Genomic DNA, 24,593 nt, shown 5'->3' with positions numbered 1-24,593 from the left:
CCTGACTGGTCATACTGAGAAACGATGTTCGGAAGCTTCTCGTCCTCCCAATCTTCTGCCGTGTTATAGAGCGAGGACAGGAACCCAAGGTCCCTTCTGATCGCTACCGAGCCAACTGTCTGGATACGAGTTGACACGTAGGATTTGATGTCGGCTATCGTAAGGGCTCGGAGAACGAAATCGCCCAATACCCTATAGATATTCGCAATATTGCTGTTGTAGTTGACAACCGTTTTTGGCTGCAAATTGGTCTTTACGATGAAGAATCGATCGCACGCGTCGACAAACCGGAGACCGGCTTGCGCTTGGGCTGTTATCTTGGCAGCCTCTGCCTCTTCGTTCCTCCTCTTCTCAATCAGGTCTGCTTTGATTTTGGCAAGCTTTCTAGTCTTTTCCTGAGTGCTGATACGTGACCTGACGCCGTCGACGGTAATGTAAGCTTGGATATAGGGGGACTCAGGACGTTTGTACAATTCTGCCATGGGATGCCTGCTTCATGCTTTTGATTGAGCCAAAGGTGGTATTCGCGAGACCTTACCTTCCATATACGTCCCAGTTTAATAGCTCCGGGAAGCATACCTCTCTGTGCCCAGTAGGCGAGAGTCCTCGTCGACACCTGAAGCTGAGGCGCAATATCCGACAGTACTAGGTACATTTTTGCAACGGTCCCAAGAGGTTGCGAGGAAAAGTTTCACTGCTTACTCGGCCCCCGAGCCGGGGGTTCGAAACTTGTCGCAAGACAAGCCGGTGGCTTTTAGCTCTCGCCTGGACATGACGCACCGCCCCCGGCCAAAGCCAGGTTTGGGCGACACCGCCAAGTGACGCCACGAGTTCGAGAGCACAGGGTGCCCTCTATTGCGATCCGGGTTTCGAAGCCCTGTTAACGCTTATGTTACAGCGTGAAACAAAGAGCAAGAGCGTTTTGGTACTACCAGAACAAATATCAATCTTTGTGATAAAAAAGCGGGCAGATTAGCCACCTCTTATATTATTGGCGTTGCATATTATAGCGACGAAGGATGTGTCGGTAGCTGTCAGGAAGTTCGAAGCCGTTCTTCTCAACCAGCGTGGCGGCAGCCTTCATTCGATCGAGGGTCGGCGTTAGGGCGAAGAAATCACCCTCTTCGTAGTGGAGGTCTAGTTCTGACGCAAGCTCTCGTAAGAGGTTGTTTATCACCTCCGCTGTTAGTGCATCGATTACGCTACTCATTTCATGCCTCAATGTTTCGGGTGTTGTTCACCCAGGTGAAGTTGATCCACCGCATTTTACCCTGTTTTAATCTTTAGTTTTCTCGACCCATGGACGGGGAACCCGACGACTATCCCGTTTCTTTCATGGTTTGAGCATATCCGGCACTCACTGCAACGAGTGTCGGTATAGGTTGCTGGGCAAACAGCAATTCGCCTTTTCTTTGGCGTGGTTTTTGGGAGAGATTTTGTTCTCTCCTTATAAGCGGTAATCGTTTCCAGCCACTCTTTACCCTTGGTCTTTCTCGAATACTCAAGTGGTAGGACGACGACGACCGAAACCCCCAGATCACAGAATTCATCGGCTTCCGCCATGTTGTCGGCGGACAGATTGACCTTGAACCCCAGGTCGGAAGCCTGTTGGAGTGCTTCCAAATTTTCCTCCGTTGGAGGCTTGTGGGTGAAGGCGATCACCGGTCGGTTCTGGTTCGCTTTGGCCAACTCAATTAGTTGAACTGGATCAATTGTATCACCCTCCCCCGGTAAGTCACCCGCTTGTCCATACCTCCAAAGCCCATGACGTGGCAACTTTCTAACCCTTTTAGTAAATTCTTCGAATTCCATCCTTTTTGTTTTTTCGTCACCGCGTCCCAGTGAATACGAAGAGGGCCGTTTTCCGCGTAGCAGCCGGCGCCGAGCAGCGGACAGCTCGTCGGACAACTTTCGTTCGAAACTGTGGCTACGGGGATTGGGCCTGTTTTGCTGTTCGTACTCACCTCCGTCAAATGGAAGTGCATTCTGGAAAGTTCCTCATAAAAGCAAAAGGCCCGCCGAAGCGAGCCTTTGCAGGGGTGGGAAGTACGGGGGGTTAGTCGGCGAGCGGTACTCCCGCGAAGGCGAACTCGGTGTGGACCTGGTCGATTTCTCCGACCACCTTGTAGGTCCAGGCCCTGCCCTTGGAGTTCTGATAGTCGGCGGTGATCGCCACCACGTCGGCCGGGTTGACCTCGACGATTATGACCTTGCCCTGACCGCCCCTGTAGTGAGGCAGGTAGTGCCAAGAGCAAAAGTGCAGGCCGGCGCTACAGTGCTTGTCGCGGTTATCGTCGACTTCGTTGCGAGGCATCGAGGGGCTGGCGCCGACGCGGTTGTCGACACTGGTGCCATCGGGGTTTAGCTGGAACGAGGTGTAGTCGTCCCTGACCTTCTTGTAGGCGAGGAAGTTGCCGTTGGTGGTGATCGGCATGTTGGCCTTCTCCAGCCACAGGAACAGCTCATCAACCGCCGTCTTCGACGGGTTTAGATAGAGCTTGTCCATGAACCGAGCCCAAGGGCCGATGTCCTTGCCGAGACCCATCAGGGTCAGCATGCTCTGGGTCAGGTAGGTGGAGACTGCCCTACCCTTGTAAAGGACGCAGTCCACGCCGACTGATACATCACCGTAGTTGTCGGTAATCGCCTTCAGCTCCTCGCGATAGGAGACGAGCTTTATCAGCTCATCCTCGTCGAGATCGGTGCCGAGCATGTCCCGGACCTGGGTGTAGTTCGGGTGGCTGTCGTCCATGGAATGAGGCACGCCCTGAAGGAAGACCGTGAGGGCGTCACGGGAGATGGTGTATGGGATTGCGTTCATATTTGTCGTCCATGGTTTGAGTGGTATCCGAAAGCAATTTTTGCCTTCTCATAGACTGCTGAAGCAGCCTCGGCTGTGTCGAAGGCGCCGAGATGTAGAACCGTGCCTTCACGGATTTGGGCGACATATTTTCCCCACTTCGTGTTGAAGTGGACTCCCATGAAACCCGAGGAGTTGGTATTCCGAAGTCGCTGGTTTCGGCTATTATCCTGGTGGGATTTGTTGAAAAGGTTCGTCCAGCGATTGTTGGTTCGGACGCCATCCTCGTGATCAACCTCAACAGGAATTTCACCGGTCATCCAGATCCAAATGACTCGCTGAGAAAGAACCTTCTTTCCCAACAAGCACCCTGACAGATAGCCTCGGTTGTTAATCGAGGTGAAAGCTTCTTTTCCAGCGTGTCGAGTGTTCCACCGCTTCTGCCAACGCTCAGCTTTGAACCACTTCAGGTCACGACGTTTCCAGGTGAGCCGTCCTGTAACTGGGTCATAATCTAGAAGCTCTTGGAGGACCGATTGCTCTAAGGGCACTGGTTGACCAGCAAAGCCATGTAGTGGTTGAATTTGGTTGGGTATGAGATCGTGTGATTGAGCAGCGGATAGGTCTCCAGCATTTCGTGGTAGGCCTGGACGACGGGGTCGGCCCTCGAAGATGCGGCTGCGTACTCGGCGGGGTAGTACCTCCGGTAGACCTCCATCAGAGGACTATCCGACGCCAACGTGGCCTTCGGGCCTGCCGCGTCGTCGACAACCAGGTTGCAGACAGAGAGGATCTCGGCTGGAACTGGCACCTCGGCGCTCAGCACCTTCTGGCACTTGTCGACCCGCTCCCTAGCCTGCCAGCTAGCGTCAGGCAGGCGCAGGCTTGTGGCGTCGACCATATCGGCCAGCTTCTCCTTGGCGAAGACGCTCAGGTCGATCATGTCCACGGTGTCGAGAACTTTCTGAGCCGCCTTATTAAGGAGATAGACCTTCTCGCCACGCGGGATGACGCCGGCCTTCATCAGATTGTTGATCGCGTTGTGAAGGTCCTTCTTGCTGACCGTCTTGCCGTTCAGATCAAAATCGGCTGAGTCCTGCTTGACGTAGAACATCTCGTCAGTAGGCACGACTGTGTCATACGTCGCGATCAGCTCATATTGGCGATAAACCGACCCCGCCGGCGACAGATATTGAAGCTTCCTGGCTGCGGTCTTTGGACCCTTCTCCCACTTGAGCGGCGGAACCACACCCAGGTCGGTCCACTCAGGCCCGCCAAGCCCCTCGATGAGCGGCGCCAACGTGGTCAGGTTGGTCGCCCTGATCCACAGGATGTCCTTCTTGTCGGTGTTGTCGAGAATGGCCTGTCGCATCCGGGAGGGGCCGAACCTGAGGCCCTCGAACTCGACGTAGACCAAGGTCTCCATCATCTCCTTGGGGCTGGCGAAGATCTCGCTGACCGACTGGGGCCTGTGAGCGACAGACTTGCGCAGCTGACCCATCGCGATTTTGCTGGGCCGCAGCTCGGCACCGTGAGCACCGATCCAGGATGAGCGGCACCGGATCTTCTCCACGAGCGGCTTCCCGCCCCAGGTCAGGTGAGCGCCGACAAGGTCGAACAGAGGCTTCTTAGGGCTATTGTGATGCTTGCCTTCAGCCAGGATATTGCAGGCTTCGAGGTAGCTGGCGGCAGCGCTGACCTCATCCTTCAGCAGCTCGGTCATGCCCAGCACAGTCTCGTCGATCCGCTTGGTGATGGCCGCTATAGTGCGACTGTCGTAGCCGAGAGCTTCGCGAGAGGTGGCAACTGACAGGTCACCAATCGGGAAGTCGATGACGACGGGCCAGTTGAAGAGTGTGCTTGTGATGCTGAGCGAGGTCGGCGAGATCGGATAGCAGACCCCACCTTGCCGAGCCATGAGTTTGGCTCCAAACGGTACAGTCTTAGCATCGTAGAGAGTCCAGCCATCCCCTGGTAGAGGGTCACCGGGGCTGGACGAACGAATTGCTCATTCAAGATGTTGGGGAAAGGATCGAAGCCGAAGAGCACGTCGGGAGCGATGTTGCGGAACTTGTCCACGTCCTCGACCTTGACAGGGAACGATACCTCAACGCCATCAGGCTCAGTGGTTTGACACATGTCGAGCAAGGCGATCTGTGGGACACCATCTGTGCCGATGAAGGCCGAGTAGGTCCGCTTGTAGTCACCGAGGTAGGCGATAACGGTGAAGACCGATGTATAAGCAAAGGGCGACTTGGACCCCAGACCGATCATCCCCGTGGCTTCGTTCGAGCCACGCTTAGTCGAAGCGAACATGGTCGTGTAGATGCCCATGATCTCTTCGTGGCTGAGCGATATACCGTAGTCACGCACTTTGAATGTCGGGTCCAACTTCGACGGTAAGAAGACATCGAAGGGCTGGTAGAGGTTGCCCTTGGCAGCATGGCCGTCTCTGGCGTTGGTTGCCAGCTCTCGGAACGGAGCCCGCAGTTTATCTGCATAGATGCCAGAGATCACCGTATGGAATGCGAAGCCATTCATTTCAAAACCAAAGGCTTTGGTCTCGGAAATGCCACCCGTTTGGGCGACAAAGTCTTGTTGCGCGATAAGCATATAGTTGATCCTTGATTGGTTAGGTGCCGTGCCGCTCAGAGAGGCCCAAAGTGGTTTTCTTCTCCCTATAACGAGAGATGGCCTCGTCCTTTGAGACGAACCGACCTAGAGCTATGTGTTTCTTGTTGTGAGTAATGTGGACTTGCCATCTCTGGCGGTGCTGGTCCCACGAAACACCCGTTTGGCCGCTGCTGTTGTCCTCACGCTTCGTCATATTCTGCATATTTCCAGCGTGGTCTTTATCTTTCAGATTGGTGAGGATATTGTTCGGCCTCACGCCATCATCATGGTCCACTTCGTCAGGCCAATAACCGTAGACCATCATCCAGATGACACGATGGGCGTACATCTTCTTTCCGAAGATGGAGCCATTGTGATAGCCGTTCTTGCCGATGGTTGTGAATGCGTCCTCGCCAGCCCATCGTGAGTTGAAGGCTCGCCAAGACTGGCGTGATTTACAGAGAGACTCAGGCCTCTCACGCCACCGAAGCTTTCCTGTTTCGGGATCATAGGTGAGAAGCTGAAGCAGGATTTCCTGTGTTAGGATCACGATGCAAGCAGCATCGTGGCGTTAAGGGCTGAGACCGTGTTGAAGGCCAGCTGGTAGTCAGTGAAGTCCGCGACCTTGTGAGCACCCTGGTATACACTCCAGTGGTCCCAGCCGTAATCAAACGGGAGTTTCATCTCAGCGGCGACTTCAGGACCGAAGATATCCTCGGTCCCATCTTGCTGCGGCTCTACGGCATAGAGCTGGAAATTTGACATGCGTTTTCCTCTCATGACTTGTCGTCATGTTGTGTTGTTCCCTGAAAGTGAGAAGGAGTGTTGGGCGGTTATCTATTGGTGATCGAAATATTGATCGACCAGCTGCTTGGCCTTCGCGAGGAGGACTGGTGTCCTTCGGTCAGGACTTCGAGCAGCGCCTTCTTCTCGGTCATGTAGACCTTGGCGAAGGAGGCGTCGGCTTGTGTGATCGACGAAGCGTTGTCGATCAGATCAGCGAGCTTGATGGTCTTGGCATCGGGCGAGGCCCTGGCCGTGTGTTCACGGTCGATTGCTCGGCGAGCGGCACGGTTACCGTCTGAGGGCACGGATGGGTCAGTAAGCTGCTCAACCAGAGCCGCCACCTCTTCGCCGAAGTGGAAGGCGATCTGCTCAAGCGTGACCTTGGTATCCTCGACGGTGTCATGCAGCCAGGCTGCGGCACACATATTCGTTTGATTGTGGGTCACAGAGCGCACCAGGGCGACAACACGGGCGGGATGGTGGATGTAGTCCTCCCCGCAGTACTTTCTCTTCTGGCCCACCGCTGCGTGGGCGCCAGCGGTGAAGTATGAGGCTTGGCTGACGATGCTCATGCTGTCACCTTCCGCATCGATAGGACTTGCTGACAAACCTCATTCATCCGCTCGATGGACATGTCCGCGAACGTGACCTTGATCAAGTTGTGCAGATCGTCAGGCGCACCGCCGAGCTGGGGGACGCTGGTAACCCCTTCCTTGAGAGCAGCTTCACCACGAGCCAGCGCTCGCCGGCCACCGGCCTCTGCATGCTTCCATGCTTCGGTGTCGAGGTAGCGCTGGCCGGGTTCGTAGAAGGCCATGATGAAGCGGAGCGCTCCTGTCAGTTCGTCTACGAGAGATCGATCGGTATTGACTTCCGGTGCGTTGAGATCGGCGCGGATGTATTCACATTTTTCGTAGCCGTACCCAGTGGCGGTCGTGTAGATGCGCTGACCTTCATCGGCGTGGATTTTGGTGTCTCGCAGCGTAAGTCGATCAGGCCACTTGGTCATTGCAGCACCCTTCCCGTCGCTTCGTTGGCTATGATTGGTGACCAGCCGGTGCCAGTCATCTCGCGATGGTACTCGTCAGCCTCGATGTAGGTTCCATCGCCAGCCCAGTAGCCAAGGTCCAAGATGTCGAGATCGCCGACCGGAGGTTGGCCATAGGCCTTGGTATATTCGGCGATGTCGAACTTCTTGATGTGCTGGTATCCGGAACCGTTGAGGTGGTGATCTTCCACCTCCCCGGTTTCCGCATTCACGACGAGCGTTCCCCAGTTCCCACAGATGTTAATGTGAGCCATGGATGTGCTCCTCCAGATCGCCGGCCGTCAGGCCGTACATTTCGAACAGGTCTGCAACTGCGCCGGGGTTGGCACGTATAAGGTCTTCCAGAGTTCTGGTTTTGGACACCCAGTCATCGAAACGACTGGCTGCAAACTGCGGTTTGTACCGGGGGTAGCCGGTGTCCTTCAAGTCGCGAGAGAACCGCAGTTTGCTGGTGTCCAGCTTGATCATGCGGTTCTTGAGATCGTTCAAGAACTTCAGGTTCTGGACTTCCTTGTGGCTATGATGGCCGGCGTAGCCGACCGAGATGTTTGTGCATTCCGAGACGTGATCGACGTAGTTGGCCGTATCAGTGAACAGGCCACTGTCGTCCTTCTCCGAGCCCGGCAGCTGCTCGCAAAGACTATCTGCAAAGTCGTCTGAGCAGCAGCGGCCGAACTGGTGGGTGATGACCGACTTGGTGCCGAAGCGGTCAAAGGCGATGGCCGCGTCGATGTCCTTGAGCAGATCAGGAGTCTTGCTGGCGATGTGCATGGAACCACCGCCGCCGTTCTCTTCGTCGCGATGGAACACGTAGAGGCCGGGGACCTTGGCCTTGATCATCTCCGTCATCAACCAGACACCAGCGGTGCAGTCGGCACCCAGGCAATTTGAGTGCGAGGACTCGGGTAGCGCCACGGTGTCGTCGTTGTGAATGACCTTCTGTAGACCCTCAGTCCAGTGAACCGTGTCAGTGTGACAGGACCAAAGGGTGTTCGGGTGATCACCGATCGACTTCATCAGGTTGCCAAACTTATCGGTCTTGGTGCCGAGTGGACGGATGAACTTGTTCACGAAGATCTCTTCCGTCGCGGAGAACGCCGGGCGCTTGTAGCGGATCATGTTAAGAAATTCTTGCATAGTTGTTTGGACCTTTTCGGTTCATTATATGAGGTTGATGCCTTATGCCGACCCTGAGATGAAGAGAAGAAATGCAAGACTTTACCGGTTGAAGAACCATGAAAAGAGGTTGCTTTACGCAAAGGGCTACTACCTCGCCAATCAGGACAGGTTGAAACTCGCTGCGAAGGAGTGGAAAGAAGCTGATCCCCTACGTTCGACAGCTTCCAATGCAGAAACCTATCAAAGACGTAAGCAAGCTCACCTCCAGAAAAGCCGAGAGTACAAGAACCGACGCAGGGCTGTGGACCCGTCCTTCAAGTTGGCGGCTTACCTGCGGTCACGGCTCTACAAAGCTGTGAAGGGTCAGGGCTCAGCCGTTGCCGATTTAGGCTGCACGTTGTTGACGCTCCGGATCATCATCACCAGCCTGTTTCAACCCGGTATGACCTGGCAGAACTATGGTGAGTGGCATCTGGACCACAAGAGACCTCTGGCCTCGTTCGATCTGACTGATCGAGACCAGTTCTTGCAGGCCTGCCACTACACCAACTATCAACCACTCTGGGCGCCTGATAATCTTCGGAAAGGTGCTAAGCCGCTTTAGACCTCAGAAACTGAGCGAGACCCTCTTCCGAGTACTTGTCGCCTTGATGGTAGACCGCCTCGTCTTGAAGGTAGCGCTGACCATTGCCAAGGCAGACGAAGGTGTGATGTCGATAGGCATAGTTGCCGACGTATCGGCCACCACTGATGGCATGGGCATCGCAACCGAGTGAGAGGTAACGCTGCTCGTAGGCGCAGATGACCAGCTTGTCGTGAGCACAGTCCTGACAGACGGACTCGGTGGGATATTCGTCCACATCAAAGAAGGCATGTTGGTTGCGCATGCTCTTGCACTTCCAGCAACGTTTTGCGGCCCTCTCAGCGACGCCAGACTGGCTTTGGCATTCATATCTTCCCTTGCGGGTGACGACCAGGTAGCCATCGATGGGTTCGACACTGCTCGCGAAGTCGATGTAGGGGCAAAGATAGCCAGAGACATCCTCGCCGTCATAGGCAAAATATCCCCCGGCTCTCCGAAGTGTCAGACGAGCGCCTTCGAACTCGAAGAACGATTTCCGATAGCCGAGCTTCTTCAGTTCAGGCAGAAGTTTCTCCTCGTCACCATAGATCGTGGAAAAGATCTTTTTTGCAGGCCAGACCACGGTGCGGGCAACAGGATCGCCATACTCATCATTGACATACGCCAGCTGTAGGTCAGGACCTGCGTAGGCGGCCGTTGGATTTTCATCCGGAGCGTAGTAGGAAGACTCGTGGGACATGCAGGAGCTGGGACCGCGCTCGTAAATGTCGACGATGTCCTCGGCGGTTGAGGCGAACAGCAGATTTGCCGGGTTCTCTCCGGTAAAGTTCCAAACCAGTCGACGCCGCGTGTCCACCGGCAAGAAGCTATAGAACTCCAGCAGATAGCGGTTGACGTGGACGTTGGTCCGCCGGTCGAGCTTGCCCGAGTTCTCACTCGCGAAGTATGAGACCATTGCCGGGTCCTTGTCCGACACACAGGCAAAGTGGTCAGGGATCGGCTTGAGGGCATCCCCCCATGGTAAGTGCGGGTGGTTCTTTTCTGTCTCCCGCTTACGCCAGTCAGCCGACACCATGATCGGACGAGGCTGATACTTCTTCTCGGGATTGTGAAGGAGCATGGACGCTACGACACCAGCAGCCATCTTGCCGTCAGGGAAGACGCCAAGATGCGGCAAAGACACATTGCCGGCGCCGGTCACTTCAACGATTTCGAACGAAGCCATTTTCGAGATTTCTCCAAAGGAACGGGTCGGGTAGGTTGATCAGTCTTCGATTTCTTCCAGCTCGTTCGCCGGCAGATCGACTGCTTCCGAAAGGAGCTTGCGTCCCTTCAAGGTGCCCTCGACTTTCGCGGATTTGGTGTCGAGCCGGATGATGTGGAGCAGCATGCCGGTTGGTGTCAGAACAACATCGCCCTTGTCGACAGAGCCCTTCTTGGTGATGAAGTGCCTGGGAGAACCTCCACTGACTGCCGCAACAGTGTAGGGACGAACCTCTTCGACCGCGTCGGGGTTGAAGGCCTCGACGCCGCCGCTGGTGCCCTTCATTTCGAGAACGATCTGGCCGGCGCTGTTGTGAGCGAGGAACGAGCCGAAGCGATTGGGCTCGGTGATGGTCTGGTAAAGCTTCGACATGGTGATGGTTTCCTTTGTTTCAATCCGGACAAAGTCCGAGTTTCTGCGGGGTTGTGGGGTGCCATACGATCTGCCATGAGGGTCAGATTTGTAGCGGGCGACTAGGTGGGTGGGGCCGGCCTGGATGACGATCATTGAGGCCGTGCCGTATCGGAGACGGACGATGTCTCCTGGCTCGAAAACATCACTAACCTCCTGTTCACGAGGCATTGGGTAGATCCTTACGTTTGTGTTGTTTGCGAAGGTTTAGAAGCATGGGCCAGCGGGGTTTGAGTGGTGCCAGTGCTTCGAGGTTCCGGGTGTGCAGATCGCTGCCTGGGTAGCCTTCGACATCATCGTAATCGAGATGCCACTGGTGGTTCTCACGGATCACTTCCACGAGGAATTGTTCACGGCTCATTATGGTTCTCCAAAATGAAAAAGGCCCCATAACGTGGGGCCAGGCGGATCGTTCTGTTTCCAAGTGATCAGCTAGTGCAGCACGACCTTACGCAGGTACACAGCCAGTGCCTCGATCTCATCGAGGGTGGCGTTCGACTTGATCCGGTTCGCTCTCATCGACATGGACCTGGACGTTGCCTTTGACATAGCCAAGAGCTGGGATGGTCCGGTCGACCGATGGTCCGTGTGGGTGCCTACACCTGTCCAAACCAGTTCTTGCGGCCTCCATGAAGACCCCGATCATGGTCGGTGGATTACGAGAACTGGTTAGGATAGGCGTAAAACGCTCTACCCATCAGATCACGGCCTAGTACAGCTTGCGCTGGAAAGGAGGGCGGCTCGCTCTGACTGCCGGTGTTACATGCGCCACCCCCGGCTGGGCTATGCGCTGTTTGTGGACGGAACGGGAGGAGTAGAACCTCCATAACCGCTTTTATCAATGCAGGGCTCTACTTGAGCTACGTTCCGTGGTCTGGGTGGTAGGATTTGAACCTACGAACTTCTCGGGTCCAGACCGAGCACTCTGGCCAGGCTGAGCTACACCCAGATATCTAACGTAGTGATGTTTTCGATGACAGTTTGAACACATCACTACGCACTTATTAATTTCGGTCATCAACCGCTTGATCGACCAACCCAGACGGACAGCGTCACCGACGTTTACCTCTTTGTCATCTGTTACGTGATGAAAATCCAGACAGCCTGGGTGGTCTTCTCCACATGCACACTTCATTGTCGACTTGTAGTCCCTGGATTGCTCTAGTGATGGATAAACGCCGATTATCCTGAAGCGCTACTTTTCTCAGTTTTCGCACCAAGGACATCTTGGCGTAATAACCTCGATCTCGTGCTCGACGTTCATCTGGTGACAACATGTCTGGATATAGGTGGTGAGTTTCCAGATGAAAGCTCTATCGGAGCTTAGTCTATAGGGCTGAGGTCTTGTTACGATTTCGCTTGTAGATGTCGATGTCGAGCTTGTCGTAGTCGTAGCCCAGGTCCTGCATGATCGCAGCGATCGTGCTGGGGTTCCTGCGGACGAGGTTGACGTAGGCGCTCCAATCGTACTGAGCCTGATCCCATTCGTAGAAGTCGTAGGGATCATATTCGGCCACGGCGGCGGGATCGCGTTTGAACACGAGGGTGCTCTGGTCGAACTTGACCATCACGTCTCGCAGCCACTTGAGGTGGTTCAGGTCCTGGCTCTCTGAGGGGCTGTGCTGGCGATAGTAGCCGACGCCGATGTTCGTGCATTCGGGCACGATCCTGGCGTAGGCCTTGGTGTCGGTGTAGACACCATTCGAGCTGGGCTTGTAGGCGCCGCCGAGAATGGTGGCGAGAGACGTGGCGAACTCATTGGACGCCGTACAGCTGCCCTGGTGGGTGATCACCTCGTTGGTGCCCATGCGGTCGAATGCAATGGCAGCGTCGATGCCTTTCAACCACTCAGGAGCATTTTTGGCGAGCCAGGTGCTGCCGAGCATGCCCCGCTCCTCAGCACGGTGGAAGATGTAGCGGCCGGGGATGCCGGCTTCGACCATCTCCAACATCAACCACACGCCAGTCGTGCAGTCGGCTCCCAGGCAGTTGGAGAGCTTCTGCCTGGGAGCGACACGGGCAAATCCATCCTTCTTGCCGACTTCGATGTGCTGAAGCCTGCTGTCACGATGGACGGTATCGGTGTGCGAGGACCAGACGATATTGGGTTTGGACCCCACATCGATGATCTGGTTGCCGTAGCCGTCCTCGATGGGCCGGTGAGGCTCGCGGAGATACTTCTCGACGAAGGCTTCCTCGTAAACGCTGCCGGCTGGTCTACAAAAGCTCAACATTTCCAGGTACTTTTCCATTATGCGGCCTGGAGAAGGCGAGCGTAGTTCTTGCCCTCGACCTGGACACCATGGGTTCGGAGCATCTCAGGGTGCCACCAGGCGCCGTGCTCCATCCAGACCGCTCGGTCCTTCTTGAGAACGGACTTCGACACCTGGCAAACGACATAGTCTCTGAAATAAACCTGGTTGCAGACCCATCCGTCGTTGGTGTTCATGCCTTCTGACGGGAGGTAGAACTTTTTGGTCACAGCACACTTACGATAGTAGTTCGAGACCACACCACGTGGCAGGCGCTTGCCGTCGCCGACGACGATGTAGTCGTCGTCATTGTCGGACTTCAACCAACGGGAGCCGTGGTGATATTCGGTGTGCGTGTCCCTGAGGTCGCGAAGGATGGAGACAGTGCTCAGGCCGTCGGGGCTCATAACTTCGAACGCTTTGGCAGCCGGGATCAATTCACCGCTAATGGCGCAGCGATACTCCTGGATGGTGATGTAACCATTCTGCGAGCTATCCTTGCGGTCGTACGCTGAGTTCCGACCCATGACCAGGTACTCGCCATTGTCATGGCAGCCGTTTCCGTTGTCGAGGTACGGACAGGCCAGATAGACCGTGTTGCCGTTCCGGCGCTGCACGAGCCGGGTCATACGAGCGCCGTCGAAGTTGCCGTCAGACGTGTAGCCGGCCTGTCGAAGGGCAGCTCGTATCTTGTCGTAGTTGCCGTAGGTCGATCCGAACTTCTTCTTCTCGGGCCACACGAGGGCACGGCCGAGCAGCTCGCCGGTGACGGGCTTGCGGATGTAGGCCAGGGCCAGGTCGGGGCCAGCATAGGCGCGAACCGGGTGGTCCTTCTGCCACGAATTCCAATGACCGGAGTCCATTCTGTGACTCATGCAGGAGCCACAGGCGCCGGCGTGGCTTTCCTCGTAGATAGCCTGGATGTCGTCGGCGCTATAGGCCAGCTGGAGGTCCATCTTCAGCAGCTTCGTGAAGATGGTCGTCGACTGGGTGGTGACCTCGTCGTCGGTGAGCTGCGGATAGAACTGCTTCAGGTAGCGGCCCAGCTTCATGGGCGAGGTGCGCTTTCTTTTGGCGCCGGCCCATTCATCCTGGAAATAGGTGACGTACACCGCATCGGCGGAGTCATCGCTGGCGAGCATCAGGAAGTGATCCTTGATCGGCTCGAAGCCGAACTCGGTCAGATCGAGCGTCTGGGCACGGTTCCAATCGTCGCGCCAACGGTTGTCATGGAGGTACAGGGTACGCTGCCAATTGGCGCCGATGCGTTGAAGCTCGTCGAAGGCGCTGCAGTAATTCTCGAAGGTCTGGTTGTTGCGGATTTCGTTCGTCTTGTTGTCACGGATCGTGTAACGGGTCATTTCTTTCTCTCCAAAAAGAAAAAGGCCCGCCGAAGCGAGCCTTGTTGTGGATGTGTTGGTGTTGTGGGTTGTTAGTCGACCGGGTCGTCCATGAGGACCCGAGTGCTGTGTTCATTGATTTGGTCGCGGCTCAAACCACGACCATGGCTACGGCCAGCGAGCCGCCGGCCGCTGATGCCCCGGAAGAAGTCCAGGGTCTTGTTCAGGACACGGCGCTGGATGCGCTGTTGTTTGGCTTTACTCATTTGAACCATTCCAGTTCATGCTGTCTCAGACTGCGCTCGACCTCTTCGATGGCCGAGATCAAAGTGGTGGTTCCGATCATGTCGTCGCGCCAATATTCGAGTGCCGTCTTGAGGTAGTCGGCGGCGGCGGTTTGCGTCTTCCGGTCACGGAAGGTGTCCTGTGCGTCGTCAAGGGTCACGTAAACCTCTCCAGTCCGTTCCACATCTCGACGTGCTCGTTGCCGTAGCACTCAGCTTCAGCAGCGGTCTTGGACGGAAACTGTTGTGCTTTCCTGATGTCGCCCGTGAAGCTCTTCTCGCTTCCGGGTCGGGCGACGTATTTGCGTTGGGTGTGGTTCCAGAGATGACGGCGATCCTCATCAGGCGTCCACCTTTTCCTCTTCGAGCTTGTAGATGTTGCCCGAGTGTGTGGTGACGTAGCCGGCCTCGCGGTTCAGCTCGATGACGCGAGACGTGTGGATCTGTTTTCCATCGGGGAAGCGGCCGAGGATGTCGCCGAAGACCTGGCCCCAGATGCATTTGTAGTAAGGGTCCTCGACCCAGTTGCGGATGATGCCGGTGAACTGCATATGCCCGTTCTCCTTTAAGCCTTTGCTTCCAAACCCTATTTAAAGGGCGAAGAGGATGATTGATGTTAGCCACGGAATATCGAGCCAAGAACCGTGAGAGGATCAGGCGACAAGCTAAAGAAAGCTATGAGCGGAACCGCGAGGTGAGGCTTCAGAGGATGGCTGAATACAAGGCCAGGGACCCTGATATGTCTAAGGCTTCCAGGAGAGCATCCTATGAACGCCACAAGGTGGCAAATGCCCTTAAGAAGTTAGAGTGTCAGCGAGAATATTATCGGCAGAACAAAAAGGCTATCAACCTCAAGAGCACTGTAGCTAAAAAGGCTAGAAGGGCATTAGACCCTTCCTTCAAACTCTCCCAGAGCATGCGAAACCGAATTGGTCACGCTGTTAGGGGTCGTCGCTCTGGGCGCCTGACAATCTTCGTAAAGGTGCTAAGTTTTGAATTTGGTACCTCATGCTGGGATCGAACCAAACTTTTCCAGCCTGAGGGGGCTGGTGTCCTAACCGGTAGACGAATGAGGCAAAGAACCACTGACGCCTCGTGTTCGAGCACGAGCCACCACTAGGGTGCAGTTAAGTCAGCGGGCGCTGGAGGGCAGAAAGAACAACCTTCCCCAGCTACTATCGTGAATTTTGGTACCCCACGCTGGTATCGATCCAAGCTTTTCCAGCCTGAGAGGGCTGGTGTCCTAACCTGTAGACGAGTGGGGCAGAAGCAAGTATTTATTTGATACTCGCAAGTCTAGCGTAAGCAACGCGAACCTTAGTTTTCACCGCGGTCTCGGCGGTTTCCCATCCACGCGGGGCGACGGTTGCCAAGGCGTTGCTGATCAGCTCCAGCTCCTCGAAGCTGAATTGAGGGGCGTTGAACTGGGCCTCGAACCTGTCGCTCATATTCGAGCTGGGCGTGACCCAGACGTGGGCGACGATGTTGGTCTCGCCCTTCTTGCAGGGCTGGTCGTGGCAGATGACGAAATCATCGTCGCGATTGCGGATGGCGCGGAGGTTCATGCCTGCACATCCTTGACGCAGTAGAGCGGTGCCTCGACCTCGTAGATTTCACAGTCCGTCAGGCCGCTGTCGAGGACGAAGACGTGGCCCCAGATGACGAGGGTCAGGAGGTAGGTCATGTTGGTCGTCTCCAGGCGGTGTCTCCCGCCATGATGTTGCCGTAAGGCAGGACACGGTCGGTGATCTTGGCCAGGTCGTACTTCTTGATCTGGGCGATCACGCCGGCTGCCGACTTGTAGGCGTCGGGCAATTCCGAGGGGTCGGGCTTGCCGGTGAAGTACCGGATGTCGATGTTGGCCGGCGGTATGGGATCGTAGCTCTTCATGAACTGCGTCCTGCTCATATTCCTACCGGCGCCGTGTGGGGCGAAGCCAAGAGCGGTCTCGTTGTTGGTCGGTGCCGTGATCAGGATCGGCTCGGCCATGTTCATCGGGATCAGCGTCCGCTCATACCCGGCGAACGATGGGGTCGCTCCCTTGGCGTGGTAGTAGAGCCCATCGTCTCTGCGAAAGACGAAGTTGTGCTCGTTCCAGAACTGGTCGATGATGGCGTTGCCCATGTGCCTTGCGATCCGATTGTGGATCTCGAAGTGGCTGGCTTCGGTCCAGTCGCGGACGATCTGGAGAGCTTCCCAGTAGGCGAAGCCCTGGTCGGACGTGGCGTCAAGCCACGCAGCTGCCGGTGGAGCGCGTCGAGCAACGATGGCGGTGTGCCGCCTCGCCGCCTGCATGCCTCGCTTGTAGAGCTGCGCCCCGAGCCCACGGGAGCCGTGATGGGTCACCATCGCCAGCTGTCCCGTGGACTCCAGGTGTCCAACGAATAGGAAGTGGTTGCCGTCGCCCTGGGTGGCGAAGTGAGCGCCGGCAATGTTCTCGCTCTGGGCGAGGAAAGGATTGCCTCGGAAACGGTTCAGGATGGTGTGAGGCACCTTGCTGTATCGGCTCTGTTTGGGTGACGGGCCGAAGTGGGTGATGCCGAATGCTGCATCGAGCAGCCGCTTCGGGTCATCGTTGCGCTTGAAGACGGTGATCGCCATCGAGCAGCAGACGTCGGCTGAGTGGAAGCCAGGATGAATCGCGCCCTTGGTGGCGACGACGCCACCGACCGGGATGACGCCAGCTGGGCAGGCATCGGGCATGATCACGCCGCTCACCACGGTGGGCAGGCGCATCAACTCGTCCATGGCCTTATGGACTGCTGCCTTGTTGGTGATCTCGTCCTCGGTGGTGGCGTCGAGGAACACACCGAAGGGGCGGCTCGTCGAGTAGAGCTGGATCTCGGGGATGGGTGTGGGCACCAGGCGGCGGATCATCTCCTCGATCAAGGCTTCGCTGTAGCCCTTCTTCGAGAGACGGTTGGCCTCATCGATGGCGGGACCGAAGAACGGGCCTGGCTTGTGGCCCCAGCGGATCAGGTCTTTGCCGGTGTAGGTCATCCAAATGTCTCCTGAATAATGCGGTCGCGTTCAGCGCGAGCCGAGGTGATAAGATTGGTGAGGAAGACCAGCTGCTTGGCCGGCTCGGTGCCCTCTCTCCAGACGAGGCGAACCTTGTCGAGATCAACCTGCCATCCCATACTTTCGAGAGGCGTTCCGCCAATAAGGACTTTCATGATGTCTGGCCTTTGGTTCTATCCTCCCGTCTATGTCGCGACGAAGCAGGTTGGATTGACACGCGGCGTGAACAACGTGCGGGTGGCGGCTGAAGAGCTGCTTGAGTGGGATAAGCGGGGCGCCAAATGGCGCAAGGCTGTCCAGGCCTGCATTGATGCAGAAGAAGGCAGGGCTTCGGCCGACGAAGTCAGGAAGGCGTTTGAGGCTGCGGCGAAAGACGCTGATCTTTGGCGGGCGCCCTAACTCTCTTCCCCACAAGAATGTCGATGGACAGCGCCAGGTCCATAGCTGAGTCACAGTCCATCTCGGCGCCCTGCGCTCCGCTGCGGAACATGTCAGCGAAATCCCTGACCAGGTTTAAGGCATCCTCGTTCTTGGTCATGCGAAACTCCATGCCAAGATCAACACCGCCAGGGCGATGATGAACAGTGGGACCAAGCGGTCGAACCACAGCCACGGGTCAGGCGTGTCGAGATTGGTGGGGCGGAAATAGGTCACGGCCTTGACTCCTGTTGGAACGAAGTGAGAACATCGTTCGATGAGTTGCTGTTTCACGGAAGGTACTCCTTGACCCGACGACAGGCGTCGTCATGGTCGATTGAGGGAACTTGGATCAGCTCATGGAAGAGAGACACTTGGGCCTCAGTCATTCCATCAGTGATGTGAGTATCTGAGTAGGGGACGACGCCAGAGGCCTTGAACCATTGGTAGACGGTGATGACGCTAACTGGTCCCTTGTGATGATTATCCCGTGGCTCTCCTTCCAATGTGAGGAGAGCCCGGCGCACGGCCGGGGCGAGTGGTATCGAGTAGTAGGCCATAAGGCGTCCGACCTCTTGGCATAGGGCCAGGCGTGTGGAGGCAGCCACCGGGCCGTTGTGCGGCATGGGTAGAACCTCGCGGATTGTGAACTGCAACTGGTCGGTTGTGGAGCGAACGCTCTACACTACGCGTTTTTTTCGCCCATCGAAGGCTCCGAAATCCTCCAGACCCTATAGACCGAAAAAGTGTAAGCGTTCGGATTGGCGGTTTTAACGCCGACCGTACAACGTATAATATTTCTCTCTGGACCCCTTTTTCTCCTAACGTGTAAGGGGGGAAAGAAAAAAGAAAGAGAATATACTATAGAGGAGTCTATAGGGTATAAAAGGCCAACGATTTCAACTACTTAGCAAGGGTGACCATTGAAATCATTGAGTTATTTTAAACACCCCGCAGCCCATCAACCATTGAAATCATTGGATTATTTCGAGCACCCGGTGTCCCGTCAACCTTGCGGTCTGAACCTCGACCTTTTTCAGGAAGGCGGTGATCTCTTCGCGAAACTCGCGCCGCTGTTTGGCAACAGCGGTCTCATAGTAGGGATGCAACGAGGCCATAGAGGATCACTCCTATCAGGATGATGAGTTCGTGAGCTGGCCAAAGCTTCGCCCTGCCAACAGGGTTGTTGACGCCACGCATAGTCAAACTCCGTCAGTTATGGAGATCACACCAACTTGGTAAGTAGGTATGGGCGGCCTCAGCCGATGTGATCGCCGTAAATGAGGGACGAGCAGTTTAATCAGACGTGCTCAGGTCTGTCGCGGGATGCTTAGAGCATGATGGAGTGGCTCCTGTGCTGTAGGCTTGATGAGCAGTTAGCCACATGCTCAGGTCTTCGGAACTGTCTCTCTAATTTTGCCAACCACATTTATGTCATGGCGCCGGTTGAAAGCGCTTAGGTACAGAACCAGGTCAAGGTCGGAACTCCGCAGTTAGGCCGTGGTCAGCTCCCTCACGTCAATCCCGAATTCGCGAGACACTCCATCATCGTCCGACCAGATGCCAGTGGTGAAGCCGGTGATCGTGACCGGGATTGGCGTCTTGGGTCCGGTCGCGAAGTGAGCATTCAATTCGTCACGGCCCGACTTCACGTCGAGGAGGGCAAAGCCCGAGCTGATTTTGGTCTTCATGTGAGCATTCCTCATGTTTGCACTGATTTCAGCAAAATCCTAGGTCCTAGACACATGTGTACAGTGCCCGCACCCTGCCCTCAATCCTGTGGCTAGTTGTTAAACCCCAACCTAGGTTGAGGTTTCCCGACGTACTTCGAGATCGGTGATCGTACCACCCTGCGAAAGGGCGAGCTTGATGGCCTCGCCGACCACATGCTCACGCGAGCCCACGCAGCGGGCCAGAACCTGGCCGGTGAGCTTATCGACGAACATTACACTCATACCCTCTGCATGCCCATTCACAGGCGCGTACAGGCGTTTCTCGTTGCGAGGCCCTTTGCCCTGTGCCCGAGGCCGAAGGCGCTGTGGCGCCTCGCTGGGTAGCCTGTCGGGGGTATTTGGATGGTGCTCCCCCAACTCGGACCAGGTTCTGGCCATATTGACCGTGCCCTCGCTCAGATACAGGGCGTGAGGGTCGATGATGTGCCTGGCCGGATACACCCGCCGGGCGCCTGGATGCTGAGCACGTAGTGCAATGCTTCCCAAATCAGGCAAGATGCGAGGTACATGGACCTTGGGAAGATCCGAGAACGATTTGAGTATGGGCATGGTTTTCCCCTTGCGGGGAATTCGAAACCCCGCTCGATGCGGATACCGGGATGGCTCCGCGCTAAGGTAATGCTGGCTACCCCGCCAGAAGATGGGTAGCCAGCGCCTAGGCCCCGGTGGGGAGGCCTAGGTAGGGTGTGATGTGTCCTAGGCGGCCATCTGCTGCGTGTCAGTGGTGGCCATGGCGACCATGCGATCATTCAGGAAGATGGCGATGGCGTTCATTTCATCCATCGTCATGCCCTCGATCAAGGCCTTGGCCTTGCCGACCACGTCTTGGACTTCGGCCGGCGCACCGGTCTCGGGCTCGACAACGCTCTCGCCAGTCACTTCGGCTTCTTCCGGAGCGGCCTCGGGTTCGGCCTCTGCCGTGGGAATGGCGTCTTTCGACGTGTATTCCGCGACCGCGTCGTAAGCGTTCTTGCCGTTGACACCAAGCGCCGTCATGTGGGCCGCGAGGGCCGCGAGGGTGGCATTGACCGCCTCGTCAATCGGCTGGTCAGTGATAGCCTTCTTCGTGCTGTCGGACAGGCCGGCGGCGAAGAACTTGGCAGACAGCGACCATGCGTTGTTGAACGCCTTGGAAGGCTTGTCCTTGCCGAACACCATAGTGGCAAGGGTGGATTTCTTCGTGCCACGAAGCTTGGCCAGAGCGGCCAGCGCCGTGTAGAGCTTCCACTGGACATCGTTGTCCAGATTGCGAATGCGGGCGGATACCGCCGTGAGAGTAAAGCCGGGCATTTCCCTTTTCCTTCGTTTCTCCCCCGCAGGGGAAAGTTTCCTTTCGACACACCTCTCCCGTGTCCTGTCCCCGAGGGGAGAGGCTGGCGAGGCAGGCGCGGCGCGCCCCGACCCGAAGGCCTAGATACAGAGTACCATGCTGGACAGTGGTGAACTGGAGTAAGGAGTACACCTTTTTATGGCCCTGGCTGGGGTTAGCGCCCTCTATGGTCTAAAACTCACCCCAGAAAAAATTTTGAAAATCGGAGTGATATCAGTCGCCAGAACCTAGAGTTTCCCTTCCACTGTCTTGTCATTACCGTTCAGGCGCTAACCTGCACCAAAAGAAAAAGGCCCGCGTGAGCGAGCCTTTCTTGAGGGAGAGGCTCTACCGAAGCGAGCCTTTTCAGGGATAGTGTCCAGGAGCTGGCTAGTGAACAGTGATCATGTCCAGGACGGACCTCATCTGCTCTTTGCTCCCGTCCAGAACCGCGAAGTGCTCTTTCAGGTGAGCTAGACCTTCCTCCATATCTTCCAGCTGAGCAATATTGAGTTTTGCCAATTCCAATAGACTAAGCGTTGTGAATTCGCAGACGCTCAAGCCCGAATGGGCAAACACCGCGTAGAGCCTAGAGCGTGTCTCATTTGGATGCGCCAAGATATAACTCCCTTTCCCACTCCCACCATGCTTTTTCATAAACCACGACTACCTCCTCCGATCCGCAAGAGTGATCGACTCGTACGAAACTGTCGGGGCAGACAAAGCCTTCGGCTCTAAAACCTCGTGAAACTCGAAAACGCTCTGCAACTCTTTCATCATTTTCTGAAAACCCTGCAATGAAACACGCTGGGCAATGCCCATAGCGATGCAGAAAGACCAATATTCGCCGTGTAACTCCCCCAACGAAATGCGTGTCAGTGACAGGCCCAGCGTCTTCGCCTTTCCGACGATGATCGCTGGGCAATTTGCCAAAAAATATCGCACCGAGTTGTTGTCGGTTGCCATTTGGTCCGCACATGCCAGGTGAGAGGATGGAAGCGTGTATTCGTTGTTCTTGACCAGTCTCTGGAAGCCTTCGACCGCCCAGGCAACGATCGCCTCTCGCTCGTGCTCCAGGATGATCTGGTCGAGATCGACAATCTTCTTGGCCGGGTCGACGCGCTTGTTCCACTCCAGGATCAACCATCGTCGGTTGAAGCCATCGGAACTGTCCCGAGTCTTGGGAAGGTGGTTCGAGGAGAACCACTGGGCGCACATCGGGCGGAACTCGAACGACGGCATGTTCTTGTGCTGAGCTGAAATCGTCTCGCCAGTCACGATCTTCTTGAACACGTCACCCGGAATGGACTTGCTCTCCGACAGCTCGCCGGCAAAGTTCAGCACCTTGGAGTGCATCTGGGCCGGCATGAACTTGTCGTTCCAATCCGTAGGCGGAATGGACGATACGGCATTCGGCGGCAGCAGGCCCTGCAAGATGGCTGTGACCCTGGACTTGCCCGAACCCGGTGCGCCGAACAGGCAAACCGCCCGCTGGTAGGTCGTGGCGTGTCCGAAGACCGTAGAACCAATGGCTTCCTGGAGCGCGGCGACCTTGTCCATGTAATCTGGGTCGTGACCCCAGCTGTCGGCCAGGAATTGGTTGAAGATCGGCATGTGGCCGGCGAGATCGGGCAGATATCGGAACGGCAGGATGTAGGTCATGCCCTGATCGGGGTTGTGAGCGACCAATTCGAAGTTCTCGGTGAGGAAGCCATTGGCAAAGTTCAGCCCCTTGAGCAGGTTCTGCTTCAGAGGCTTCATGGCCAGGGACTGCATGACCTTGAGAACGCCGGCATAGTCCGAATAGCGTTTGCAGGCCGGATACGTGCCAAATTCGGTGGAAATGACCCGAAGCAGCTCATTTGGGTCCTTTTTGTCCCAATATGCGCCCTTCCACTGCCAAAAAGCACCCATATCGAAGCGATGTTCGCCAAATTCGTCGACATATTTGAGCACCGCAGCGGCGATTTCCTGATGGTTTTCGCCGGCGATGTCACCCCGACGAAGCGAATTGATCATCTTCTTGAGCGTGGCCATTGTGATGGTCGACGCTGACTGTCCGGTGATGAACCGCAGCACCCGCTCTTCGTCCAGCATGCTCATGACGCCGGCGGCGCGAGCCACCTTGTCGAGTGCCACGTTGATGGCGTTGATCCTGCCCTCCGAGTTGTGGTCGGAGAACCGCTCGAACTCGCCAGCCAGGTACAACAGGATTTTGTCGGCGGGCCACTTCTCGTCGTCCTCGGTGAAACTGAGGCCTAACCGCCCCTTATCTTCTTCCGTCAATCCCTCGTCCCAACCGACCGGCAGGCCGACGCGCTTCTCGCCGGTGACATCGCGGACCAGGAACTCGATGACCTTGGCCTGAGCCTTCTCGACCGACAGAGGATCGCCGATCACTTTCTCGATGAACGAATTGACCCAATGCTCCATCTCGCCCAGAGCCTCTAGCAGTGAACGCTCGCCGCGAGTGACGGCGCGCGCCAGGAGCCCGGCATGCCAAACCATGGTGTTGTCGCGGGCGCCGGCCGGAACGAAGGTCGTGACCTTGTTGTTGCCGCCGCCGACCGAGACCTCGATGCCCAGGTCCTGGAGGCAACCCCGGATCAGATCCTCGATGCCAAGCGGAAGCGCCGGCACGCTCGCGAGCACGTCATAGAGATTGCAGTTGGCGGTGTAGGGCCGCTTGGTCTCGGGGTGGATCGAGGGCGGCAGCACGATCTGCGTGCCCTTGGACAGGATTTCGCAGATCATGGCACCGTCAGCGCCCTTGATGCGGCACGTCCGCTCACCGGTGAACCGGAAAATCTTGACCATGCCCTTCTTGCCGACTCGAACCCATGGCGAGGGCGGCAGCAATCCGTTCAGGACGTGGAGGATTTGGGGGTCGTCAGTGTCGATGTCGAGGGCCACCAGGCCCGAGGACGGACCCATCGGCAGACCGATGTTGCCATCGGGGAAATGGTCGAGCCAGACCGCCATCTCCTCGTCCGAGGGCTTGGTGTCGGCGAACAGCTGCCAGCGATTGATCGCCGGGCGCTTCTCGCCTCTCATCAGCGGAATGGCCGGCAGGCCCTTGGCCCAGTAATGGGGTGCAGTTTGTAGGAAAATCATGCGAGCGCTCCATCCAGCCTGAGCATCAGGTCGGTCACTTGGTCTTTGGTGCAGATTTCGTTCATGAAGCCGAGAATGGTCGAACGGAACTCGTTCAACTCCTTGAGCGTGAACGTCCGCTCTCTCATGCTGATCAGCTTCTCGAACAGCACGGTCTTGGTCTTGAAATAGGCCAGCTTCTCACTGACATCCTCTTTGGTCAGGGTCACACCAAACGCTTCGAGATCATTGATGATCTTGGCGATCTGGGTGTCGATGACGACAAGCTCGTCCTCGCCCGCGAAGAGGTCGACCGGCGCGACTTCAGCGCCAGTTCTCTGAAAGAACTTCTTGATGACATCCGAGTACGGACAGTCAGGACTAGATAGGTAGGAAGGGTTTTTCTCGATGTTCTGAACGACCACGTTCAGCATTAAGACTGTTTCGTCTTTGATGGTTGGGTAGAACATTTTGCGCTCCAGTGAAGGAGCTTAGATCGTGTATAAAAAGCAAATCACAA

At 56.3% G+C, this 24,593-nt stretch carries 34 protein-coding genes and 3 tRNA genes; 2 read left to right on the top strand and 35 right to left on the bottom strand.

What is annotated here, in order from left to right; all coding sequences use genetic code 11:
* Positions 1-988: 988 nt before the first annotated feature.
* The 12 genes from MESS4_RS14760 to MESS4_RS31210 form a co-directional block, all read right to left on the bottom strand.
* The gene (locus MESS4_RS14760; protein WP_006332082.1) at positions 989-1,210 is read right to left on the bottom strand and encodes a hypothetical protein; all 222 of its coding nucleotides are present in this window, start codon (positions 1,208-1,210) and stop codon (positions 989-991) included.
* 56 nt (positions 1,211-1,266) lie between these two features.
* A complete protein-coding gene (locus MESS4_RS33550; protein ID WP_157385592.1) occupies positions 1,267-1,812 on the bottom strand; it encodes a hypothetical protein in 546 nt (181 codons plus the stop codon).
* A gap of 244 nt (positions 1,813-2,056) precedes the next feature.
* Positions 2,057-2,821 (bottom strand): hypothetical protein, encoded by a 765-nt coding sequence (locus MESS4_RS31220; RefSeq protein WP_006332079.1) that lies wholly within the window; start codon positions 2,819-2,821, stop codon positions 2,057-2,059.
* Positions 2,818-3,351 (bottom strand): HNH endonuclease, encoded by a 534-nt coding sequence (locus MESS4_RS34990; RefSeq protein WP_006332078.1) that lies wholly within the window; start codon positions 3,349-3,351, stop codon positions 2,818-2,820. The genes MESS4_RS31220 and MESS4_RS34990 overlap by 4 nt, the downstream gene beginning before the upstream one ends.
* On the bottom strand, positions 3,342-4,523 hold the full coding sequence (locus MESS4_RS14740) for a hypothetical protein (RefSeq protein ID WP_036241312.1): 1,182 nt from the start codon (positions 4,521-4,523) through the stop codon (positions 3,342-3,344). The genes MESS4_RS34990 and MESS4_RS14740 overlap by 10 nt, the downstream gene beginning before the upstream one ends.
* 38 nt (positions 4,524-4,561) lie before the next feature.
* The gene (locus MESS4_RS14735; protein ID WP_006332075.1) at positions 4,562-5,413 is read right to left on the bottom strand and encodes a hypothetical protein; all 852 of its coding nucleotides are present in this window, start codon (positions 5,411-5,413) and stop codon (positions 4,562-4,564) included.
* A 19-nt stretch (positions 5,414-5,432) separates the two neighbouring features.
* The gene (locus tag MESS4_RS31215; protein ID WP_006332073.1) at positions 5,433-5,963 is read right to left on the bottom strand and encodes an HNH endonuclease signature motif containing protein; all 531 of its coding nucleotides are present in this window, start codon (positions 5,961-5,963) and stop codon (positions 5,433-5,435) included.
* Complete coding sequence (locus MESS4_RS14725; RefSeq protein ID WP_006332071.1) at positions 5,960-6,178, bottom strand: hypothetical protein; 219 nt, start codon at positions 6,176-6,178, stop codon at positions 5,960-5,962. Before MESS4_RS14725 ends, MESS4_RS31215 begins: the two co-directional genes overlap by 4 nt.
* Positions 6,179-6,246: 68 nt before the next feature.
* Entirely contained in the window at positions 6,247-6,771 is a 525-nt protein-coding gene (locus MESS4_RS14720) for an HD domain-containing protein (RefSeq protein WP_006332069.1), read from the bottom strand.
* The gene (locus tag MESS4_RS14715; protein WP_006332068.1) at positions 6,768-7,208 is read right to left on the bottom strand and encodes a hypothetical protein; all 441 of its coding nucleotides are present in this window, start codon (positions 7,206-7,208) and stop codon (positions 6,768-6,770) included. Before MESS4_RS14715 ends, MESS4_RS14720 begins: the two co-directional genes overlap by 4 nt.
* Entirely contained in the window at positions 7,205-7,501 is a 297-nt protein-coding gene (locus MESS4_RS14710; protein WP_006332067.1) for a hypothetical protein, read from the bottom strand. The genes MESS4_RS14715 and MESS4_RS14710 overlap by 4 nt, the downstream gene beginning before the upstream one ends.
* Entirely contained in the window at positions 7,488-8,366 is an 879-nt protein-coding gene (locus MESS4_RS31210; RefSeq protein ID WP_051070888.1) for a hypothetical protein, read from the bottom strand. Before MESS4_RS31210 ends, MESS4_RS14710 begins: the two co-directional genes overlap by 14 nt.
* 55 nt (positions 8,367-8,421) lie before the next feature.
* Here MESS4_RS31210 and MESS4_RS14700 point away from each other — a divergent pair, with 55 nt between their 5' ends.
* A complete protein-coding gene (locus MESS4_RS14700; RefSeq protein ID WP_157385591.1) occupies positions 8,422-8,970 on the top strand; it encodes a hypothetical protein in 549 nt (182 codons plus the stop codon).
* Here MESS4_RS14700 and MESS4_RS14695 read toward each other — a convergent pair.
* The 15 genes from MESS4_RS14695 to MESS4_RS33525 form a co-directional block, all read right to left on the bottom strand.
* Positions 8,957-10,174, bottom strand: a complete 1,218-nt coding sequence (locus MESS4_RS14695) for a hypothetical protein (RefSeq protein ID WP_006332064.1) — start codon at positions 10,172-10,174, stop codon at positions 8,957-8,959. The two genes, MESS4_RS14700 and MESS4_RS14695, sit on opposite strands and share 14 nt — an antisense overlap.
* A 39-nt stretch (positions 10,175-10,213) precedes the next feature.
* Complete coding sequence (locus tag MESS4_RS14690; RefSeq protein WP_157385590.1) at positions 10,214-10,720, bottom strand: hypothetical protein; 507 nt, start codon at positions 10,718-10,720, stop codon at positions 10,214-10,216.
* Positions 10,721-10,784: 64 nt separating this feature from the next.
* Positions 10,785-10,985, bottom strand: coding sequence for a hypothetical protein (locus MESS4_RS33545; protein ID WP_006332062.1), 201 nt, complete (start codon positions 10,983-10,985; stop codon positions 10,785-10,787).
* 436 nt (positions 10,986-11,421) lie between these two features.
* Positions 11,422-11,494 (bottom strand) — tRNA-Tyr (locus MESS4_RS33540).
* Positions 11,495-11,573 (bottom strand) — tRNA-Pro (locus MESS4_RS14685).
* 379 nt (positions 11,574-11,952) lie between these two features.
* Positions 11,953-12,876 (bottom strand): M28 family peptidase, encoded by a 924-nt coding sequence (locus MESS4_RS31205; RefSeq protein ID WP_006332059.1) that lies wholly within the window; start codon positions 12,874-12,876, stop codon positions 11,953-11,955.
* A complete protein-coding gene (locus MESS4_RS14675) occupies positions 12,876-14,237 on the bottom strand; it encodes a hypothetical protein (protein WP_006332058.1) in 1,362 nt (453 codons plus the stop codon). The genes MESS4_RS31205 and MESS4_RS14675 overlap by 1 nt, the downstream gene beginning before the upstream one ends.
* Positions 14,238-14,308: 71 nt before the next feature.
* Positions 14,309-14,482 carry a hypothetical protein gene (locus MESS4_RS33535; RefSeq protein WP_157385589.1) on the bottom strand — a complete coding sequence of 58 codons (174 nt, stop codon included), beginning with the start codon at positions 14,480-14,482 and terminating at the stop codon, positions 14,309-14,311.
* Positions 14,479-14,661 (bottom strand): hypothetical protein, encoded by a 183-nt coding sequence (locus tag MESS4_RS14670; RefSeq protein ID WP_006332057.1) that lies wholly within the window; start codon positions 14,659-14,661, stop codon positions 14,479-14,481. Before MESS4_RS14670 ends, MESS4_RS33535 begins: the two co-directional genes overlap by 4 nt.
* Positions 14,662-14,841: 180 nt before the next feature.
* Positions 14,842-15,051: a hypothetical protein gene (locus tag MESS4_RS14665; protein ID WP_006332056.1), complete on the bottom strand. Its 210-nt coding sequence runs from the start codon at positions 15,049-15,051 to the stop codon at positions 14,842-14,844.
* A 448-nt stretch (positions 15,052-15,499) separates the two neighbouring features.
* Positions 15,500-15,576, bottom strand: a tRNA-Glu gene (locus tag MESS4_RS33530).
* Positions 15,577-15,777: 201 nt separating this feature from the next.
* The gene (locus MESS4_RS14660) at positions 15,778-16,065 is read right to left on the bottom strand and encodes a hypothetical protein (RefSeq protein ID WP_006332054.1); all 288 of its coding nucleotides are present in this window, start codon (positions 16,063-16,065) and stop codon (positions 15,778-15,780) included.
* A complete protein-coding gene (locus MESS4_RS34985) occupies positions 16,062-16,184 on the bottom strand; it encodes a hypothetical protein (RefSeq protein ID WP_006332053.1) in 123 nt (40 codons plus the stop codon). The genes MESS4_RS14660 and MESS4_RS34985 overlap by 4 nt, the downstream gene beginning before the upstream one ends.
* A complete protein-coding gene (locus MESS4_RS14655) occupies positions 16,181-17,500 on the bottom strand; it encodes an RtcB family protein (protein ID WP_006332052.1) in 1,320 nt (439 codons plus the stop codon). The genes MESS4_RS34985 and MESS4_RS14655 overlap by 4 nt, the downstream gene beginning before the upstream one ends.
* Positions 17,497-17,676 (bottom strand): hypothetical protein, encoded by a 180-nt coding sequence (locus tag MESS4_RS33525; protein WP_157385588.1) that lies wholly within the window; start codon positions 17,674-17,676, stop codon positions 17,497-17,499. The genes MESS4_RS14655 and MESS4_RS33525 overlap by 4 nt, the downstream gene beginning before the upstream one ends.
* Here MESS4_RS33525 and MESS4_RS14650 point away from each other — a divergent pair.
* Positions 17,675-17,920: a DUF982 domain-containing protein gene (locus MESS4_RS14650; protein WP_348259883.1), complete on the top strand. Its 246-nt coding sequence runs from the start codon at positions 17,675-17,677 to the stop codon at positions 17,918-17,920. The genes MESS4_RS33525 and MESS4_RS14650 overlap by 2 nt on opposite strands.
* Here the strand turns inward: MESS4_RS14650 and MESS4_RS33965 are convergent.
* From MESS4_RS33965 to MESS4_RS14615, 8 genes are all read right to left on the bottom strand, one after another.
* Positions 17,865-18,059: a hypothetical protein gene (locus MESS4_RS33965; protein WP_198292758.1), complete on the bottom strand. Its 195-nt coding sequence runs from the start codon at positions 18,057-18,059 to the stop codon at positions 17,865-17,867. The genes MESS4_RS14650 and MESS4_RS33965 overlap by 56 nt on opposite strands.
* Positions 18,056-18,232 carry a hypothetical protein gene (locus MESS4_RS33520; protein WP_157385587.1) on the bottom strand — a complete coding sequence of 59 codons (177 nt, stop codon included), beginning with the start codon at positions 18,230-18,232 and terminating at the stop codon, positions 18,056-18,058. The genes MESS4_RS33965 and MESS4_RS33520 overlap by 4 nt, the downstream gene beginning before the upstream one ends.
* A gap of 680 nt (positions 18,233-18,912) precedes the next feature.
* Positions 18,913-19,056 carry a hypothetical protein gene (locus tag MESS4_RS33515; protein WP_157385586.1) on the bottom strand — a complete coding sequence of 48 codons (144 nt, stop codon included), beginning with the start codon at positions 19,054-19,056 and terminating at the stop codon, positions 18,913-18,915.
* Positions 19,057-19,431: 375 nt separating this feature from the next.
* The gene (locus MESS4_RS14640; RefSeq protein ID WP_006332020.1) at positions 19,432-19,629 is read right to left on the bottom strand and encodes a hypothetical protein; all 198 of its coding nucleotides are present in this window, start codon (positions 19,627-19,629) and stop codon (positions 19,432-19,434) included.
* Between the two features lie 111 nt (positions 19,630-19,740).
* The gene (locus tag MESS4_RS14635; protein ID WP_006332019.1) at positions 19,741-20,220 is read right to left on the bottom strand and encodes a hypothetical protein; all 480 of its coding nucleotides are present in this window, start codon (positions 20,218-20,220) and stop codon (positions 19,741-19,743) included.
* A 147-nt stretch (positions 20,221-20,367) separates the two neighbouring features.
* Positions 20,368-20,961: a hypothetical protein gene (locus tag MESS4_RS14630; RefSeq protein WP_006332018.1), complete on the bottom strand. Its 594-nt coding sequence runs from the start codon at positions 20,959-20,961 to the stop codon at positions 20,368-20,370.
* 685 nt (positions 20,962-21,646) lie between these two features.
* Complete coding sequence (locus tag MESS4_RS14620) at positions 21,647-24,094, bottom strand: phage/plasmid primase, P4 family (protein ID WP_006332015.1); 2,448 nt, start codon at positions 24,092-24,094, stop codon at positions 21,647-21,649.
* Positions 24,091-24,543 (bottom strand): hypothetical protein, encoded by a 453-nt coding sequence (locus tag MESS4_RS14615; RefSeq protein ID WP_006332014.1) that lies wholly within the window; start codon positions 24,541-24,543, stop codon positions 24,091-24,093. Before MESS4_RS14615 ends, MESS4_RS14620 begins: the two co-directional genes overlap by 4 nt.
* Positions 24,544-24,593: the final 50 nt, after the last annotated feature.

The sequence above is a fragment of the Mesorhizobium sp. STM 4661 genome (genome assembly GCF_000359125.1).
GTDB lineage: Bacteria > Pseudomonadota > Alphaproteobacteria > Rhizobiales > Rhizobiaceae > Mesorhizobium.
This window is presented reverse-complemented; position numbering and strand designations above follow the sequence as displayed.